The 17,709-nt window shown below is 53.0% G+C and carries 22 protein-coding genes; 20 read left to right on the forward strand and 2 right to left on the reverse strand.

Features of this window, described 5'->3' with window-relative positions:
* The 6 genes from AB1N33_RS10675 to AB1N33_RS10700 form a co-directional block, all read left to right on the forward strand.
* Positions 1-204 (forward strand): integrase core domain-containing protein (locus AB1N33_RS10675; protein WP_411271297.1); only part of this gene is annotated, 204 nt, incomplete at its 5' end.
* Positions 205-566: 362 nt separating this feature from the next.
* Positions 567-950 carry a VOC family protein gene (locus AB1N33_RS10680; RefSeq protein ID WP_411271538.1) on the forward strand — a complete coding sequence of 128 codons (384 nt, stop codon included), beginning with the start codon at positions 567-569 and terminating at the stop codon, positions 948-950.
* Positions 951-989: 39 nt separating this feature from the next.
* A complete protein-coding gene (locus AB1N33_RS10685) occupies positions 990-1,322 on the forward strand; it encodes a hypothetical protein (RefSeq protein WP_411271539.1) in 333 nt (110 codons plus the stop codon).
* Positions 1,323-1,362: 40 nt separating this feature from the next.
* Positions 1,363-1,788 (forward strand): GNAT family N-acetyltransferase, encoded by a 426-nt coding sequence (locus AB1N33_RS10690; protein ID WP_411271540.1) that lies wholly within the window; start codon positions 1,363-1,365, stop codon positions 1,786-1,788.
* Between the two features lie 75 nt (positions 1,789-1,863).
* Positions 1,864-2,319, forward strand: a complete 456-nt coding sequence (locus tag AB1N33_RS10695) for a GNAT family N-acetyltransferase (RefSeq protein WP_411271640.1) — start codon at positions 1,864-1,866, stop codon at positions 2,317-2,319.
* A gap of 54 nt (positions 2,320-2,373) precedes the next feature.
* The gene (locus AB1N33_RS10700) at positions 2,374-3,693 is read left to right on the forward strand and encodes a hypothetical protein (RefSeq protein WP_411271541.1); all 1,320 of its coding nucleotides are present in this window, start codon (positions 2,374-2,376) and stop codon (positions 3,691-3,693) included.
* Here AB1N33_RS10700 and AB1N33_RS10705 read toward each other — a convergent pair.
* The gene (locus AB1N33_RS10705) at positions 3,690-4,865 is read right to left on the reverse strand and encodes a hypothetical protein (RefSeq protein ID WP_411271542.1); all 1,176 of its coding nucleotides are present in this window, start codon (positions 4,863-4,865) and stop codon (positions 3,690-3,692) included. The genes AB1N33_RS10700 and AB1N33_RS10705 overlap by 4 nt on opposite strands.
* A gap of 179 nt (positions 4,866-5,044) precedes the next feature.
* On the opposite strand from AB1N33_RS10705, the gene AB1N33_RS10710 reads away from it, so the two are divergent.
* Both AB1N33_RS10710 and AB1N33_RS10715 read left to right on the forward strand, forming a co-directional pair.
* Entirely contained in the window at positions 5,045-5,377 is a 333-nt protein-coding gene (locus AB1N33_RS10710; RefSeq protein WP_411271543.1) for a hypothetical protein, read from the forward strand.
* Positions 5,378-5,384: 7 nt separating this feature from the next.
* The gene (locus AB1N33_RS10715) at positions 5,385-5,801 is read left to right on the forward strand and encodes a GNAT family N-acetyltransferase (RefSeq protein ID WP_411271544.1); all 417 of its coding nucleotides are present in this window, start codon (positions 5,385-5,387) and stop codon (positions 5,799-5,801) included.
* 24 nt (positions 5,802-5,825) lie between these two features.
* Here AB1N33_RS10715 and AB1N33_RS10720 read toward each other — a convergent pair whose 3' ends face one another.
* Complete coding sequence (locus tag AB1N33_RS10720) at positions 5,826-6,812, reverse strand: LOG family protein (RefSeq protein ID WP_411271545.1); 987 nt, start codon at positions 6,810-6,812, stop codon at positions 5,826-5,828.
* A 183-nt stretch (positions 6,813-6,995) separates the two neighbouring features.
* Here AB1N33_RS10720 and atpD point away from each other — a divergent pair, with 183 nt between their 5' ends.
* From atpD to ihfA, 12 genes are all read left to right on the forward strand, one after another.
* Positions 6,996-8,375: a F0F1 ATP synthase subunit beta gene (gene atpD, locus AB1N33_RS10725; protein ID WP_443983623.1), complete on the forward strand. Its 1,380-nt coding sequence runs from the start codon at positions 6,996-6,998 to the stop codon at positions 8,373-8,375.
* Positions 8,372-8,773, forward strand: coding sequence for an ATP synthase subunit epsilon domain-containing protein (locus tag AB1N33_RS10730; protein ID WP_411271547.1), 402 nt, complete (start codon positions 8,372-8,374; stop codon positions 8,771-8,773). Before atpD ends, AB1N33_RS10730 begins: the two co-directional genes overlap by 4 nt.
* Before the next feature lie 2 nt (positions 8,774-8,775).
* Positions 8,776-9,063, forward strand: coding sequence for an AtpZ/AtpI family protein (locus AB1N33_RS10735; protein WP_411271548.1), 288 nt, complete (start codon positions 8,776-8,778; stop codon positions 9,061-9,063).
* Positions 9,053-9,760, forward strand: coding sequence for a F0F1 ATP synthase subunit A (locus AB1N33_RS10740; RefSeq protein ID WP_411271549.1), 708 nt, complete (start codon positions 9,053-9,055; stop codon positions 9,758-9,760). The genes AB1N33_RS10735 and AB1N33_RS10740 overlap by 11 nt, the downstream gene beginning before the upstream one ends.
* Positions 9,757-10,017 carry an ATP synthase F0 subunit C gene (atpE, locus tag AB1N33_RS10745; protein WP_411271550.1) on the forward strand — a complete coding sequence of 87 codons (261 nt, stop codon included), beginning with the start codon at positions 9,757-9,759 and terminating at the stop codon, positions 10,015-10,017. Before AB1N33_RS10740 ends, atpE begins: the two co-directional genes overlap by 4 nt.
* Before the next feature lie 15 nt (positions 10,018-10,032).
* The gene (locus AB1N33_RS10750) at positions 10,033-10,782 is read left to right on the forward strand and encodes a F0F1 ATP synthase subunit delta (protein WP_411271551.1); all 750 of its coding nucleotides are present in this window, start codon (positions 10,033-10,035) and stop codon (positions 10,780-10,782) included.
* Positions 10,772-12,259, forward strand: a complete 1,488-nt coding sequence (locus tag AB1N33_RS10755; protein WP_411271552.1) for a F0F1 ATP synthase subunit alpha — start codon at positions 10,772-10,774, stop codon at positions 12,257-12,259. Before AB1N33_RS10750 ends, AB1N33_RS10755 begins: the two co-directional genes overlap by 11 nt.
* A complete protein-coding gene (locus AB1N33_RS10760; RefSeq protein ID WP_411271553.1) occupies positions 12,256-13,107 on the forward strand; it encodes a F0F1 ATP synthase subunit gamma in 852 nt (283 codons plus the stop codon). Before AB1N33_RS10755 ends, AB1N33_RS10760 begins: the two co-directional genes overlap by 4 nt.
* Positions 13,104-13,664, forward strand: coding sequence for an isochorismatase family protein (locus tag AB1N33_RS10765; protein WP_411271554.1), 561 nt, complete (start codon positions 13,104-13,106; stop codon positions 13,662-13,664). The genes AB1N33_RS10760 and AB1N33_RS10765 overlap by 4 nt, the downstream gene beginning before the upstream one ends.
* 165 nt (positions 13,665-13,829) lie before the next feature.
* Positions 13,830-14,810, forward strand: coding sequence for a phenylalanine--tRNA ligase subunit alpha (gene pheS / locus AB1N33_RS10770; RefSeq protein WP_411271555.1), 981 nt, complete (start codon positions 13,830-13,832; stop codon positions 14,808-14,810).
* A gap of 14 nt (positions 14,811-14,824) precedes the next feature.
* Positions 14,825-17,212 carry a phenylalanine--tRNA ligase subunit beta gene (pheT, locus tag AB1N33_RS10775; RefSeq protein ID WP_411271556.1) on the forward strand — a complete coding sequence of 796 codons (2,388 nt, stop codon included), beginning with the start codon at positions 14,825-14,827 and terminating at the stop codon, positions 17,210-17,212.
* A 3-nt stretch (positions 17,213-17,215) separates the two neighbouring features.
* Positions 17,216-17,512, forward strand: coding sequence for an integration host factor subunit alpha (gene ihfA / locus AB1N33_RS10780; protein ID WP_411271557.1), 297 nt, complete (start codon positions 17,216-17,218; stop codon positions 17,510-17,512).
* The last annotated feature ends 197 nt before the right edge of the window (positions 17,513-17,709 follow it).

Genomic DNA, 17,709 nt, shown 5'->3' on the forward strand with positions numbered 1-17,709 from the left:
ATCGAGCGTTTTAACCGGACTTACCGCGACGAAATACTCAATATGTATGTCTTCAAAACACTCAATGAAGTGCGTGAACTGACGGATAGCTGGATGACTGAATACAACGAAGAGCGCCCCCATGATGCGCTGAATGATCTGACACCATGGGAATATTTAACCAAGCATGAACTGGCCGAAACCTCTAATTATGGGTGTAACTAATTAGGGGAGGTTTACATCATCACCAGACTCTCTGTCAGTGCCCATGGCATTTCCATTTTATTGGCGTTTGGGCTGGCTATATTAATCAACAAACTAAGCCTGAGTGGTTTTCGTTACATGCAGGAATATACGGCATTGTGTTTAGTACCACTCGCCGCTATTGTCTTTAGCCTGGTCAGGCACAGAGGTTCAAAGTGGTTTCACCTTTTCCATATGGGTTTACTTCCTGCGCTTTTATGGGCATGGTTTCTGGGCGCAATGTACATCATTGGTGATTCGCTCTGACAAATGACTATGGTGCTACTCGGCACGGTGTCTGGCGTATGCCATAGTGAAATTTATTCGATACTACAGGAGACGAAATGGAGCTTAATCAGGTTACCTTGCCTGTGAAAAACATGGATGACGCGGTGTTGTTTTATCTTCGCCTTGGCTTTACACAAATTGTCGATACCCCCCATTACGCGCGCTTTTCATGTCCCGACGGCAATGCCACATTCTCGTTATCGCTGGCGCCCGATGCCGGTGAGAATCATTCTGTTATTTATTTTGAGCATGAGGATCTGGACACCTTGTGTCAGCGCCTTACAGCGCAGGGCATAGTGTTTGAGCAGTTGCCACAGGAACAGCGGTATCTGTGGAAAGAGGCTGTACTCAGAGATCCGTCCGGCAACAAAATTAAACTGTACTGGGCTGGCGACAAGCGGTTAAATCCTCCCTGGAAAGTCGAAAAGCGGTTACCCTAAGCCGGAATCTGGAAAAGCAATCATCAATAAGGAGATAAGATGAACGTGTTATTTTTTCTGTTAATCATAAGTGTACTGTCTGGCCTTGTACTGGTGGTGCTGGGTTACCTTATCGCAGTGAAAAAGCAACACAGCCTGATTAACGGGGTGGATTTTTCCTCGCTATCCAATCCGGATGGTTTCGGCGGCGTTGTGGGTAACAGTATCCTGATATCGGGTGCGCTGATGATGCTGATGGGCGTGGTTGTGTATTTGCAGGTCGTGGGTTTGGTCACGTATCTGCTGCTCATGATGATGGTGTCGTTTATGCCACTGCCGGCATTTTTTTATGCCAAAGCAAAATTTGCCGAACCCGGGCGCATCGAAAACTAACCCGGTGCCCGGCGTTCCTGTATTTTAGTAAAGAGGACGTATGGACTATCAACTGGTCAGGGCAACGCAAGAGGATGCAGAGTTTTTGCTGGCGCTTCGCCTGCAAACCATGAACGAGCACCTTGAGGCCGCTGGCCTTTATCTGACCGCGGCTGAGCACAAAGCTCGGGTTGCCCACCAGTATGAGCACTCCTATCTTATTTATTTCGACGGGGTGTGTGTTGGGCTGCTCAAGTATGAGGACCAGCCAGCCTCAGTGTATGTCATGCAGTTCCAGCTTCTGCCAGCGCACCAGGGCAAAGGCTACGGCCGTGCCATACTGGCCGATGTAATAAAGCGGGCAGGGGAAAAGCCTGTCAGGCTGACGGTACTCAAACAAAATCCCGCAAAGCGATTGTATTATTCCATGGGGTTTGAGCTGGTTGGTGAGGATGAGCACGAGTATCATTTGCAGCTTACACCGTAGCCATGGTGTGCACTGCGCGCACGAACAATACACGATAAACCGGTCATTACCGACTGACAGCGAGTGAAACAAAACGTGGACATTACACCCGACGACCTGAGCAGCGGCGACGTGATTGCGCTGCTGGAAGAACACCTGCGTGACATGTATGCCACATCGCCACCCGAGAGTGTCCATGCGCTGGATATCGACGCACTGAAGTCACCGGCGATCCGGTTTTATAGTGGCTGGATTGATGGCAACCTGGCCGGGTGTCTGGCAATAAAACACCTGGATGACCAGCATGCCGAGCTGAAGTCGATGCGTACCGCACAGGCTTACCGGAATCAGGGAGTGGCAGGTAGCCTGCTTACCCATGTGCTAGCGCATGCGAAAGCGTGTGGTTATTGCCGGGTCAGTCTGGAAACCGGCACACAGCCGTATTTTTACCCTGCCCAGCGTTTATATCGCCGGCACGGCTTTGAGGACTGCGGGCCATTTGGCAGTTATCAGCCCGACCCGCACAGCGTGTTTATGACACGTCGGGTGTAGTTTGAACAAGCGTTAATTGCTGGGCAAAACAGAATAGATAAAAGGACAAGTGTTATGCGTGGAGCTACGCTGCTGTATACCTCAATTTTCATACTGGTTGTATTGTCCGCCGGTCTGGCGATATGGGTCTATTACCTCAAAGAAGGGAAGGATCTGCTGAACTTCACTATATTCATCGTAGGATTCTGTATCGCGGTGCTTGCGCTTTTCATTGCGGTGAGGACATACACATCGATTGATAGCGTAAATAACATCAGCAAAATGGAAGGCAATATTCTTGATAACGAGCACTATGTGACATCTCTCCCTGAACTGATCAATCACTATCAGGCAAAGGATGAAAAAACGCTCGAAAATGCACTTTTTGAGTCGATGGAGAGTAAGCTCAAGTATGAATCTGATACGGCGGTAATGTTTGCTGACACGTTGCAATATCTGATTGACCTCATCGTGCTTTTCCCTGCGGTTTTCAACGCGTCAGATACGGATAAGGGCCGTTACAAAAAGCGTATGGACAAAATTCTACTGACTATTGATAAACAGCGCGATGCTCTTCACGCCGTCAGTAAAGGCAATGCCATCCAAATTACAGAGTCAATAAAACTCTTTAAAGCCGTTGTGGCCTATCAGCGGTTTGTCGCGGACGGTGATTTCAACATTCATGCTGATTTACTGCATGTTCGCGGGCCCATATTGAGAAACCCGGTTACCCGAACTATCTATCACAATTACCTTGGATTGTATTACAACAAGAAAGGTATGCACCTTATCCGGGACGGGCTGAATATGGGAAATACCGATATTCTGTCACTGGAAGGGCTGGATTTTGTTAATTCAAAAGCTGACGAACTGCGTCCCTCTGTTAAAGAAGATACGATTTTGTATCTCAACACGGCCTGTGAACACTTTGACAGGGCACTAAGTATATCGAGTGAAGACGTAATGTGGCCCGGTTTTATTAACTTTAATAAAGCGCGAACCCTATACTTCCTGCATGTGTTAGAGCAAAAAGACACACCATGGTTAAACGTAATGGATAACGCTATTGCAGCACGTTCGCGGCTTAATCGTCTTATTGATGAAATACTCTCTCCCGGAGGCGGGAATAAAGACGCTACCGTAAAAGCCACACACCTGAGGGAGTTTTTCCAGTTTCAGGAAGAGATGGCCCGTCTGGTAAAACTCAACTTGCTGCTCGTACAGACGAATGGTGAAGAAGAACTCGCGGCTATTCGCTACAAGGGCACAGCATTGTCAGAAACGACGTCAGACAAGCTTGATACGCTTTTCACTGACTGCAAAACGTTTGCGGTCGTCACAGGCTACCAGGCGTCGATCAAAGACTGGCTGAACCAAAAAAATGCGATAGCTTAACTGCGTTTCAAACGCTTTATCAGGGTTTTAACAATGCCGTCTGAACGTTTAGCCTTTACGCCTCTGGCCAGCAGTGCCGCGTATTCTTCCATGCGTGCGTTGACCACTTTACCATTGGGTCTGAATATTTTGGCCTGGGCAAGCAGGTTGTAACTCAGGGTAAGGTCGACCGTTTCCAGCCTGGACGCCGCCTGAATCAGCACGTTTGGGTCGGCTTGTTCTGTGATGTTCATCCACTGAACATACGCACTCAGCAGGTTATAAGACAGTGGTGCAAGTTGGGGATCCGCTTTTTTAAACGCCACGTCCTCACTAAATTGCTCATCAGCAGGCAGATATCGATTTACGCGTCTTTTTTCTTTGGCGATGCTGTCGATGTTGGCATCCTGAATGCGCGGGTAAAACTGAGTGATGAACTGGTGCTGCTCCTCGCCTTTGTGCGTCAGGGCGTCATATAACTTATCGACTTTGCGAACCTTAAACCTTTTGTGGTAATAGCGCTGCATCAGAAAAAACAGGGCTTTTTTGTTGTCGTCGGGCGCCTCATTGTCGCGTATCGGTTTGACGATGAGCGGCAGGGAAAAGTACGCACAAAAATCTTCGGTCACGTCGTTATTTTTGGCTGCCCGCATGTTCTTAATATAGGTGCGAGGCAAATAGCCGTACTGCCTGATAGTCTGCAGTACATTGCCAGGCTGCCGGTAGGGCGCCGTAGCCAGATATTGTCTGAATGTCGGCACGTTGCCTTTTTTCGCTACATCCTTGATACCCCATTGCTCATACGCTGATGCGACCCACGAATCAATGTCTCTGACATACACGGCGAAGTGAACGTCGTGATGCTGCATCAGCCAGTCAAAGTAGGGCTTCAGGCGGGGGAGCTCAGTTGAAAAGGACTCGTTTGACAGCACCACCGTGTGCAGTTGCCGGTCACTGGCATATGACACATACTTTTGTGTGGCCTGTTTGAACTCGCCAAGCAATTCATCAGGACTGAGTTTGCGATAGGTGCCGGCACCGCGCTGCCACTGCTTGTCTTTGCCCAGGGTTTCAAAGCGCAGACCGGCATACAGCACGCCCTCATCCTGATAACGTGAAAAGTTTTCTCTGAAATGCCGCTGTACCGACGTGGTACCGGTTTTACCCAAGCCCAGATGAATAATAAACCGCATCGTGATTGTTATGGTCCCTTACAAAATGGTCGTCAAGCCTAGCAGACTTATGCGGCAGGCAGAAGGGGCTGGCAGTAACGCAGCGCGTATCGCTGACTGTCCGGTTGGCCACAAAAGACGACACCGGTACCATTTGCAGCCGCGCGGTTTCGTGGTAACAATGTGAGCGGACCGTAAGAATGGAAACAACCATGTTTAATGCATTGCGCCATGCGCTGCAAAAAGCCAGATTTAAACGTCGTGGCCTGCTGATAATACAGGCGATACCGGCTGATACGTTTGCCACCATACTTGACGAGTATCAGGCCCGTGGCTGGGAGCTGACCGATGCCTATCGCGCGTTCAGTGCCGAGCAGCCGCGCTGGCGTGGGGTACTGAGAAAAGGCACAGGTCAGCTTCGCTGCGAATGGACGGCGGACAGGACGGGCAGCATGGTGGGTATAGCGCGCATTGTGAATGGCGTAGCCAGCGAGTATAACCTCACCGCAGACGCCTCACCGTCGAAAGGGTAACTGCACAATGAAAATAGAATTGCATGACGATCCGGATCCGGCACTGATCGATTTTCTCAGCCAGCGAATTGTTGAATTTAACATGGCCAACTGGGAAGTGACCGAGCGCCTTCCTCTGGCTGTGACTATGAAAGACGATAATGGCAATGTGCTGGCTGGCGCGTCAGGCCGGACGTTTGGCGACTGGTTGTTGCTGGAGCGCCTGTGGGTTGACGAATCGCTGCGCGGTCAGCATATTGGCAGCCGGTTGCTCAACGAGATTGAACGGGTCGCCAGACAACGTGGCTGTACAAAGTGCCTGCTGGATACCCTGAACTTTCAGGCCCGGCCGTTTTACGAAAAACACGGTTACGACGTGCAGTGGGCACAGCAAGGCTATCCCAGAACAGGTTGCAAATACTTTATGGTAAAAACGCTGGCATAACCTTTTGTGCCCACGTTGCCCGCATCAGTCTTCACTGCAGTCGCAGGGCAGACGTGTCCCGTTTAGCCGGTGCCAGCGGCAAATGCTGTCCCAGATTTCGTCGGCGGTTTCGGCATACCAGAATAAATCCCGGTCTTCCGGATCAACCACGCCTTCGGCAACCAGAAAATCCACGTCGAAGGCTTTGCGCCAGTAGGCTTCACCCACCAGTACAACCGGCATCGGTCTGAGCTTTCGGGTCTGCATCAGGGTGAGGGTTTCAAACAACTCGTCGAACGTACCATAGCCGCCGGGAAACACCACCAGTGCGCGGGTACGCAGCAAAAAGTGCAGTTTACGCACGGCAAAATAATGAAACCGGAAACACAGTTCGGGCGTGATGTAGGGGTTGGGGTATTGTTCGTGGGGCAGGTTAATGTTCAGACCAATATTGTTACTGCCTGCATCAAACGCGCCGCGATTGGCCGCTTCCATAATGCCCGGGCCGCCACCGGTCATGATCAGAAGCTGACCGTCCTGCAGTGTCTTGCTGGCCTCGCTGACCAGCCGGGCAAACTGCCGGGCAACATCGTAGTACCGGCTTTTGATGAGTAACTGGCGGGCAACTTTCAGGCGTTGCTGCAGAATGACATCGTCAGGGGTTTGCGCAAGCTGCTGATTCAGTGCTTCGACACTGGCATGGGCCGTTTCTTCGTCGGTAATACGGGTGCTGCCAAACACCACAATCGTGTGCTGGATATTGTGTTCGGTCAGCAGGTTTTCGGCTTTCTGATAATCAATCAGCAATCGTGTGCCGCGCGTGGCATCGGTGTTTAGGTAATCAATGTCCTGATCGGCCTGACGGTAGCTTGGGCTGTCAAGTATCGCCCGAATTCTGGCATCAATGCTGGCATCATGCCGGTCCGACTTGGGGTGGCTCCACGGCAGGGGCGCATGGCGCTGTTGCGGGGGTGGAGGGGTAGGCATGTTGACAGTAGCCGGCGTGTCGCCAGGTTTGTTTTTATTTTTCATTACTGGTCCTGATAATTTCGGCGATGCGCTGTCAGTGTATGACAACTGCACAAGCCATGTCGCTGATCATTCGCAGAAAAGTTATTCGGGATCAAAGTTCGTTGTTTTCTTTCCTACTATAACTATCACTGCTACAACCTATAAAGGGGAGCAAAAAGGTATGTTTTGCAGGAAAGGATGGCAGTGACAACAACGCAGCAGCCAATTGGTGAAGTAACCCAGGTGCAGGGACCGGTGATTGTGGTGCGATGCCAGCGTCTGCCTCCGCTCAATCGCGCGCTGATGGCCAGGGTGAACGGCGATACCTACTTTTTTGAGGTGCACCAGCATCTCGATGATGATCACATCCGCGCCATCATCTTACACCGCAGTACCGGTTTACAGCGCGGCACCGTGGTGTATGACACCGGCGCGCCGGTGCGGGTGCCGGTCGGTGAGGCCTGTCTCGGGCGGGTACTGGATATCTTTGGCGCGCCGCTCGACAACCTGCCTGCAGCGGACATCAGTGATTATCGTGACATTCATACGCCGCCGCGTCCCTTAAGTGAGTCGGTGATTACCGACGAGATCCTGCCGTCCGGTATCAAGGTTATCGATTTGCTTTGCCCGTTTGTACGGGGCGGAAAAACCGGCCTGTTTGGTGGCGCCGGTGTTGGCAAGACGATGCTGATCATGGAATTTATGCACGCTATTGCCCATCTGCACAAAGGGTTGTCGGTGTTTGGTGGTATTGGCGAGCGGATCCGTGAAGGTCATGAGTTATGGCATGAAATGAAGGCGGCCAATGTGCTGGAGCATTCGGTGCTGGTCTATGGCGAGATGGATGAATCGCCGGGCGTGCGCTTTCGTGCCGCGTTAAGTGCACTGACCTATGCAGAATATCTGCGCGATACACTTCACAAGGAAGTGTTGTTTGTGGTGGATAACGTTTACCGGTTTGTCCAGGCAGGCAGTGAAATATCCAGCCTGCTCGGCCGCATGCCCGCTACCGTTGGCTATCAGCCCACGCTGGCATCGGAAGTGTCTGAGCTGGAAGAGCGGATCAATTCGACACCGGAAGGGGCGATTACGTCGGTGCAGGCGGTCTATGTACCGGCCGATGACATGACCGATCCGGCCGTCAGTGAAATTCTGGGGCACCTGGATACGCGCGTTATTCTCTCACGCGCGGCCGCCAGCCAGGGCCTGTATCCGGCGGTTGATCCGCTGGCGTCCGGCAGCCGGCTGGTCGATCCCTATGTGCTGGGTGAGCGGCATTATCGCATTGCGCAACAGGTGCGTGAACATTTAAGTCGTTATAAAGAACTGGAAAATATTATCTCCATGCTGGGCATGGAAGAACTCTCACAGGAAGACCAGCGTGTGGTGAAACGTGCCAGAAAGCTGCAGCGTTATCTCACACAACCGTTTTTTGTTACCGAAGCCCATTCCGGCGTGGCGGGTGTCAGTGTGCCGCTGGACGACACGCTGGATGACTGTGAGGCGTTTTTAAGCGGTCAGTATGACGATATCCCGGAAAAGGCCTGTTACATGCGTGGCAGTATGAAAGGGGAGGCGTCATGAGTCAGCCATACACCCTGCGTATTTATGCGGCTTACGGTGATGAAACCCTCGATAATGTAACGGCCTTTATTGGTGATGACGACTCCGGCAGGTTTTGTCTGCTGCCCGGTCATGCTGAGTTTATGACTGTGCTCAGTGTCGGTATGGCCACGCTGCGTCTGGTTAACGGCGAGACCCGCTATCTGGCGACGCCGGGCGGCTTGCTGCACTGCCGGCAGCGCGCACTGACCCTGCATACCCATCAATACTGGCTCGGTCGCGATCACACCACAATGGCTGAGCAACTGCGTCTTCATTTTTCTCAGGCAGAAGACAGCCTGCACCACAGTAAATCCAACCTTGAGCGCATCGAGCAGTCGATGCTGCGTCATATGGTCGACATGGAGCGCTGGCAGTGAAGGTGGACAGGAAATCGCTGGAAAAACGCGTCGCGCGACAGAGCAGGCAGTGGCAAAAGGCCGGCAGAGACCGGCATTTTCTCTCGCAGTTAGGGCTGCTGGGAACCCTCGGGCTGCTGTTCGTGATCCCGCTGGTGGCCGGTGCTTATCTTGGCAGTTGGCTGGACGCCCGGCTGGAGGGCTTCTCGACCAGATGGACAGTGAGCCTCATCATTGTTGGCGTGTTTGTTGGTGCGTTTAACGTGTATTTTTATATTCGCGACACGGATGGAGAGCCGCATGACCGATAACGCGCTTTTCAGTGACTGGTCGCTGACGCTGGGGCCGCTGGATATCAGCAAAAGTGTACTGACCAGTGTCGGGGTTACCCTGCTGCTGGTGGTGCTTGCTTTTGTGCTCACCCGTCACCTGACGCTGCATCCGGGTATGCGCCAGAGCATGCTGGAGGGCATTGTCGGTTCAATAGAAGATGCCGTGGCGGCCGTTCAGCCCGATTACGCAAAGCCGCTGACGCCGCTGATTGGCACCTTGTGGATCTTTCTGGTTGTCTCCAACCTTACTGGCCTTATTCCAGGGCTCGAATCACCCACTCGGGATTTGTCAGTGACCAGCGCGCTCGCCATCATCGTCTTCTTTTCTGTTCACTGGTACGGCATTCGCGCGAACGGCCTGAAGCAGTATCTGCGTCATTACCTGTCGCCATCACCCCTGCTGTTGCCATTTCACATCATCAGTGAGCTGACCCGCACGCTGGCACTGGCGGTACGCCTGTTTGGCAACATCATGAGCCTGGAAATCGCTGCGCTGCTGGTGCTGATGGTGGCGGGCTTTCTGGCACCGGTCCCGCTGTTAATGCTGCATATTGTCGAGGCGCTGGTGCAGGCCTACATTTTTGGCGTACTGGCGCTGATTTACATCGCCAGTGCCATACAAACCCAGCAGGAAAATATTGAAAAACACAATGAGAAAAAAGGAACCCCTTCATGAATGACATGACACTTCTGGTGGTGGCATCTACCGTCGCCGCGTTACTTGCAATTGGCCTGGGGGTTATGTTGCCGGCCATCGCCATGGGTAAGGCTATCAGTCAGGCGCTGGAGTCGCTGGCCCGCCAGCCGGAATCAGAGAAAACCATCATGCGAACCTTGTTTATCGGTCTGGCCATGATTGAGTCGCTGGCTATCTACGTGCTGGTCATTGTACTGATTGTGCTGTTCAGAAATCCGCTGCTGTCGCTTATCTGATAACGGAGACCCGCTGTGGAACTGAACGGCACCACGTTTATTCTGGAGCTCATCAACTTTGTCGTGTTGATGTGGCTGCTGAAGCGGTTTTTGTATCGTCCGGTGATCGAAGCCATCGAGCGGCGCCGTCAGCGTATTGAAAGTACGCTGGAAGAAGCCAGGCAGCATCATGAGGACGCAGACGCAATAAAGCGCGAGTATGAAACCCGGCTTGCCGGGCTGGAGCAGGACTACCAAACGCGTGAAGCCGACGTGGCAAAACGTATAGCAGAACTGCGTGAGCAAAAAATGGCCCGGCTTGACGAGGAGATGACGGCCGAGAAGGCGCGCAGGCAGGCGCTGCTTTCACACGAACAAAACGAAGCGTGGCTCGCTCTGGAAAAGCAAGCGGCAACCCTCAGTGGCCAGTTTGTATCACGCCTGCTGCAGAGGTTTGCCGGACCTGAGCTGGAACAGCAGATAGTGCAGCGCCTGATTGAAGACCTGTCAGCGTTACCCGACGCCAGAAAAAAAGCCCTGCGCGAACAGGCTGACAAAGCCGGGGTCAGCGCCATGGTAACCACGGCGTATGCGCTGCCCGCACCGTTACAGCAGGCACTGGCGGCGGCGCTTGCAAAAATCGCCGGGAATGACGCGCTTCAGTGTCACTTCGGGGTGGAACCCGCGCTGATCGCGGGAGCAGAAATTGCGCTGGATGCGTTTCGTATTCAGGCCACCCTGAACAGTGAACTGGCGTTCTTTAAAGCGTTGCTGCATGAAAGTTAATCCGCTTGAAACCCGACACCATTCCCCGCTCATGAAAATTGCCGACAAGCTCAGCAATTACGCATTCACACCGCGCATTCATGAGACCGGACGCGTGATCTCAGTGGGAGATGGTATTGCCTGGATTGACGGTCTGCCGTCTGCGGCCATGGATGAAATCCTGTTGTTTGAGGACGGTAGTCGCGGGCTGGTTTTTCATCTTGATGAGCACCGCCTTGGTGCCATTCTGATTAAACAAACCACGGCGCTGGCAGCCGGTACCGTGGTTAGCCTGTCAAAGCAGCAGATGAGTATTCCTGTGGGCGATGCCCTGCTTGGCAGGGTGGTGTCGCCGCTGTCGGAACCGCTTGACGGCAAGCCGCCGGCAGACTGTTCTGACCGCCACGTGCTTGATACCAAAGCGCCGTCTATTCATCAGCGCGATTTTGTGAATAAACCGCTGTATTCCGGCATTAAAATTGTGGACGCCCTGATCCCCATTGGAAAAGGCCAGCGTCAGTTGATTATTGGTGACGAGGGGCTGGGAAAAAGCGCACTGGCGATTGATGCTGTGATTAATCAGAAAGGCCGCAATGTGCGGTGCGTGTATGTGCTGATTGGTCAGCGCCGGTCGGCGGTGGCGGCCACAATTCAGTATCTGCGCGACGCTGGTGCCATGGACTACACTACGGTGGTGGTCAGTGAGGCCAGTGCGCTGGCCGGAGAAAAATACCTGGCACCCTATGCCGGCTGTGCACTCGCTGAGTACTGGATGCACAAAGGGCACGATACGCTGGTGGTGTATGACGATTTGACCACCCATGCACATGCGTACAGAGAGTTGTCATTGTTGCTGCGCCGGCCGCCGGGACGGGAGGCGTATCCGGGCGATATATTTTTCCTGCATGCGCGGCTGCTGGAGCGGGCAACCTGTCTTGGGGCGGAATTTGGTGGCGGAAGCATGACCGCACTGCCGGTCATTGAAACCCTGCAGGGCGAAATTGCGTCATACATTCCGACCAATCTTATTTCAATTACTGACGGACAGATTTACCTGACAGACCAATTGTTTAATGCCGGTTTCAGACCCGCTATCGATATTTCCCGGTCGGTATCGCGGATTGGCGGCAACGCCCAGCATCCAGCCATTAAACGGGAAGCCGGTCGGATTAAGCTGGACTACCTGCAGTTTCTCGAACTGGAAATTTTTACCCGCTTTGGCACCCGTCTTGAGCCCGGAATGGAAAAGGTGCTGCAGCGTGGACGCGTACTTCAGGTGCTGCTTAAACAAAACCGGCTGGCACCGGTGACGCCGTCATTTAATCTTGCCTGGCTACTGGCGTATAACGAGCACTGGTTTGATGACGTGACACCGTCTGACATACCGCAGGCACTGGTAAACCTGAAAGAGGTCGTCGGCGGGTTGTCGCTGAATCTGGACGCTGAGCGCCGTGCCTGGGTCGACGCCCTGACAAACTGGCGGGCGTCACTGACATGACCAATGCCCGCGCACTCAAAACCCGCATGGACCAGTTAGGTGACATTGCACTGATCATCGGCAGTCTGAAGTCTATTGCGCTGCTGGAAAGTCAGCAGGCGAGGGGGTGTGTAGAAAGCCAGACGGAAGGGCTTAACACTATGCAGGAGGCAATAGTGCGGGTGATTGCGGGCAGCCCGCAGCTATCTCTGCCTGCACCACAGGCGCCGTCGGTGCTGTTCATACTTGGATCAGAGCGGGGCTTTTGTGGCAATTTCAATGCACGTCTGTGTGATGAGCTACATGCGCTGACGGAAGACGGAAGACTGTCGGATTGCCAGATTTATCCGGTCGGCTACCGGCTGTCGGTAAAGCTTGAGCAGGAACCGCGTGTCGTCAGTCCACTCAAGGCGGCGAGTGTGTTTGCAGAAATCGAAAGTGTGCTGTCGGCGCTGACATCGTTAATCAGCCAGCCGGATTCACCAATGACGCCGGAACAGGTTGCCGTGCTTTATCACGACGGCACATCGTCATCGCCCCGTTTTGAACCTTTGCTGGGCAGTCTGGCTCACCCGGACAACAACGCTGAGGAGGGGTTTTCTCCGATCCTGAATCTCAGTCCTGAGGCGTTCTATGCGCAGGCCATGAGTGAATATATTCTGACCAGACTGAACCATGTGCTGACCCTGTCATTTTTCAGTGAAAATCAGACCCGGCTACAACACCTTGAAAATGCGCTGAACAATGTTGATGATCAGACCCTGACGCTGGAAAAACAGCGCAATCACCTTCGCCAGGAGCAAATTACCGAAGAGCTGGAAACCATTTTGCTGAGCGCAGGACTAAAAAGCGAGGAGAAATCAGAATGAGTCAGCCCGCAACCTTATTGCAACGGGACGATACCGCGTTAATGGTTATCGATGTACAGGGCAGGCTGGCCCGTCAGGTTGTCGATGCAGAGGCAGTGACAGCACGTATCGTGATGCTTATTCATGCTGCCAGAACGCTGAACCTGCCTGTGTTGTGGGTCGAGCAGTATCCCGAAGGCCTGGGGCCAACCGTCAAGCCGGTTGCTGATGCACTGGCAGGGCACACGCCGTTTGCCAAAACCACTTTTAATGCCTGTGAAAATGCGGACATTGCGTCTGCGCTGTCGCAAACGGGCCGGTCTCATCTGATTGTCTGTGGTATCGAGACCCATGTGTGTGTTTATCATACCGTGGCGGGGCTGATAGACAGTGGCTTTTCGGTGAGTGTGATGACCGACGGCTGCTCGTCACGTCGTGCCGCTGACCGCTCCGCCGGTCTGGCGCGCATGCAGACACTCGGGGCGGCGCTGCGAAGCACCGAGATGACTGTATTTGAGCTGATTGGCGATGCTGCCGATCCCGCCTTTAACGTGTTATTGCCGTTGCTTAAGGAGTGATAGGGGGCTTTTATCATCCCTGGCACTTTGAACATTTCCTTCCCATCACGTGAAAGTTGTGCATTTTTCGCAGTTTATCTGCCTGACAGGGTAGTGCTGTGCGGCCCCTGTTGTGTACAATACGCAGCTTTATCATGAACTGAAAATTGCCATACTGGGGACATTATGGAGCTTGAATCAATCGTCAATGAGGCGCAGGGTCGCATTGACGCAGCAGAAGATGCTGCCACGCTTGATGCGGTGCGTGTTGAGTACATGGGCAAAAAAGGCAAACTGACAGACCTGCTGAAAGGGCTGGGTAAACTGTCTGCCGAAGAACGCCCGCTGGCGGGCCAGAAGATCAATCTGGCAAAACAACAAATTCAACAGGCGATCACCGTAAAAGGTGAAACCCTGCGTCAGCAGGAAATGAACCGCAAACTGGCGGAAGAGGCGGTTGACGTCACGCTGCCAGGGCGCGTGGTCACGCCGGGTAATGCCCATCCTGTTACCCGCACTATTGCACGTATTGAAGCATTTTTTGGCGAGCTTGGCTTTGCTGTTAAAACCGGTCCCGAAGTGGAAGACGGTTTCCATAACTTTGATGCCCTGAATATTCCGGCAAACCATCCGGCGCGCGCGGACCACGATACCTTCTACTTCAACCCTGATCTGATGCTGCGCACGCAGACTTCCGGTGTACAGATCCGGACCATGGAAGCAGAAAAGCCGCCGCTGCGCATTATTTCCCCGGGACGCGTTTACCGTAACGACTACGATCAGACGCACACGCCGATGTTTCATCAGGTAGAAGGCCTGATGGTAGACAAAAATGTCAGCTTTACCGAGCTGAAAGGCATTCTGCACGACTTCCTGCATCACTTCTTTGAAGAGTCGCTGGAAGTGCGTTTCCGTCCGTCTTACTTCCCGTTTACAGAGCCGTCGGCGGAAGTGGATGTGATGGGTAAGGACGGTCAGTGGCTGGAAGTACTCGGATGCGGCATGGTCCATCCGAACGTGCTGAAAGCGGTAGGGATAGACCCTGAAGAATATACCGGTTTTGCCTTTGGAATGGGTGTCGAACGTCTCACCATGTTGCGCTATGGCGTTACCGATCTGCGTGCGTTCTTCGAAAACGACCTACGTTTCCTGAAGCAGTTTAGTTAAGGCAAAGTATTATCATGAAAATAAGTGAACAATGGTTAAGGGAGTGGGTTAACCCGTCTCTGACAACAGCAGAACTTTCTGAACAGCTCAGCATGGCCGGCCTTGAGGTTGACGGTGTCGAACCGGTGGCGGCTGAGTTCACCGGCGTCGTTGTGGGACGCGTTGTGAAATGTGACCAGCATCCGAATGCCGATAAGCTGCGTGTTACCAAAGTGAACGTGGGTGACGACGAGCTGCTGGATATTGTGTGTGGCGCACCAAACTGTCGCCAGGGCCTGAAAGTCGCGGTAGCCAAAGTAGGCGCAGTACTGCCCGGTGACTTTAAAATTAAAAAAGCCAAGCTGCGTGGTGAACCTTCGATGGGCATGCTGTGCAGCTTCTCCGAGCTGGGGATCAGTGATGATCATGATGGCATTATTGAGCTGCCACAGGATGCGCCGGTAGGCAAAGATATCCGTGAATACCTGAACCTGGACGACAGCACCATCGAAATTGATCTGACGCCGAACCGGGCGGACTGCCTGGGTGTGCGTGGTATCGCCAGGGAAGTGGGCGTTCTGAATAACCTGGATGTGTGTGAACCACAGATTGATGACGTTGCCCCGGAGATTGATGATACGCTGAACATTACGCTCTCAGCGCCGGATGCGTGTCCGCGTTACCTTGGGCGGGTTATCAAAGGGGTAGATGTGACTGCACCGTCACCGCTCTGGCTGCAGGAAAAACTGCGCCGTAGCGGCATCCGCAGTATTGACCCGATTGTTGATGTCACCAACTACGTGCTGATCGAATTAGGCCAGCCTATGCATGCCTTTAACCTTGCCGCTATTGACGGCGGCATTAACGTGCGTCTGGCCAGCGAGGGCGAATCACTGACCCTGCTGGATGAGTCAACGGTTGAACTGAAAAGCGACACGCTGGTGATTGCCGATGACAACAAACCGCTTGCGATGGCGGGTATTTTTGGTGGTCTGCATTCTGGTGTGAACGCTGACACTAAAGACATTCTGCTGGAAAGCGCCTTCTTCAGCCGTGATGCCATTATGGGACGTGCCCGTCAGTATGGTCTGCATACCGATGCCTCACACCGCTATGAACGAGGTGTCGATCCGGCGCTGCAGCGTAAGGCAATGGAACGTGCTACGGCACTGATCACAGACATTTGCGGTGGTCAGCCGGGGCCGGTTGCTGAAGCCGTTGATGAGGCTTCACTGCCGACGCGCGCAACCATCACGCTGCGCCGCGAGCGCCTGACCCGTGTGCTGGGTATTGCAATTGACGATGACAAAGTCACCGAAATGCTGAATCGTCTTGGTATGGCAGTGACTGAAACAGACGCAGGCTGGCAGGCAGTAGCGCCAAGCTACCGTTTCGATATTGCCATTGAGGAAGATCTGATAGAGGAAGTTGCACGCGTGTACGGTTACAACAACATCCCTAACGTCTCACCAACGGCAACCCTGGCCATGCTGGCGGGTGATGAAGCTGTATTACCGGTATCACGTTTTACGTCGCTGTTGGTGTCGCGGGGCTACCATGAAGCCATCACGTATTCTTTTGTCGATCCGAAGGTACAAAATGCGCTGTTTCCACAGCACAAAGGCATGGTGCTGCCGCATCCTATCTCGGCGGATATGTCAGTCATGCGTGTCAGCCTGTGGCCGGGGCTGCTCGGTGCTGCAGCGTATAACCAGAAGCGTCAGCAAAACAGTATTCGTCTGTTTGAGACCGGGTTACGCTTTTTGCCAGACCCGGACGCGCCAAACGGAGTCAACCAGCAGCCTGTTATTGGTGGTGTGCTGGCCGGTCGTCGCGCCGTTGAGCACTGGGATAACGGCGATGAACAGGTTGACTTCTTTGATGCCAAAGGCGATGTCGAGGCGCTGTTAGCATTAACGGGCCACAGCGACCGTATTTCGTTCGCACCGGCAGATCACAGTGCATTGCATCCGGGTATGTCAGCAGAGATCATGCTGGATGACCGCAGTATTGGCTATGTGGGAGCCGTCCACCCTCAGTTCAGCAAACTGCTTGGCCTGAACGGGCGTGCGTTTGTTTTTGAACTTGAGCTTGACGCCATCAGCCCGCGTAAACTGCCTGCTGCAATGCCGGTGTCACGTTTCCCGTCAAACCGTCGTGATATCGCGATTACGGTAAAAGATGAGGTGAAAGTAGGGGACATACTTTCTTACGCTAAAAAAATTGGCGTAAATCAACTAGTTGGCCTAAACTTGTTCGACGTGTACAAAGGCAAGGGAATTGAGCCCGGCTACAAGAGTCTTGCCTTGTCACTGCATCTGCAGGACCCGGAAAAAACGCTGGAAGAAGCTGACATTCAACATGCGGTAGATACAGTGGTGCGGGGCCTGGAATCTGAATTCGGGGCAGCGTTAAGAGAGTAAACTATGGCACTAACCAAAGCCGAGATGGCTGAACACTTATTCGAAAAACTGGGTATTAATAAGCGTGATGCGAAGGATCTGGTGGAAATGTTCTTTGAAGAAATCAAAGAAGCGCTGGAGTCCGGTGAACAAGTGAAACTGTCTGGCTTTGGTAATTTTGACCTGCGGGATAAAAACGAGCGCCCGGGCCGAAATCCCAAAACGGGTGAAGATATTCCAATCAAAGCCCGTCGTGTAGTGACCTTCAGGCCAGGTCAAAAACTCAAAAGCAGGGTAGAGAACTCCACCCCCTCTGAGTAATAGTTTTGCCCGCCCATGAATAAAAAACGTCGCATTAGTGCGGCGTTTTTTATTTGTGCCGCCGTAAGCGGTCTGTTTTGTCGCGACTATCGGGCGTCAATATAGACTAAAGTATAAAGCGACCGGGTAATCTTTTTGCTGCGCTGTGATGTATTGAGCCTATGTCTGGCTACGTTACCTGAAATATGAACAACCCA

The sequence above is a fragment of the Alteromonas nitratireducens genome, from assembly GCF_040812025.1.
Taxonomy (GTDB): domain Bacteria; phylum Pseudomonadota; class Gammaproteobacteria; order Enterobacterales; family Alteromonadaceae; genus Alteromonas; species Alteromonas nitratireducens.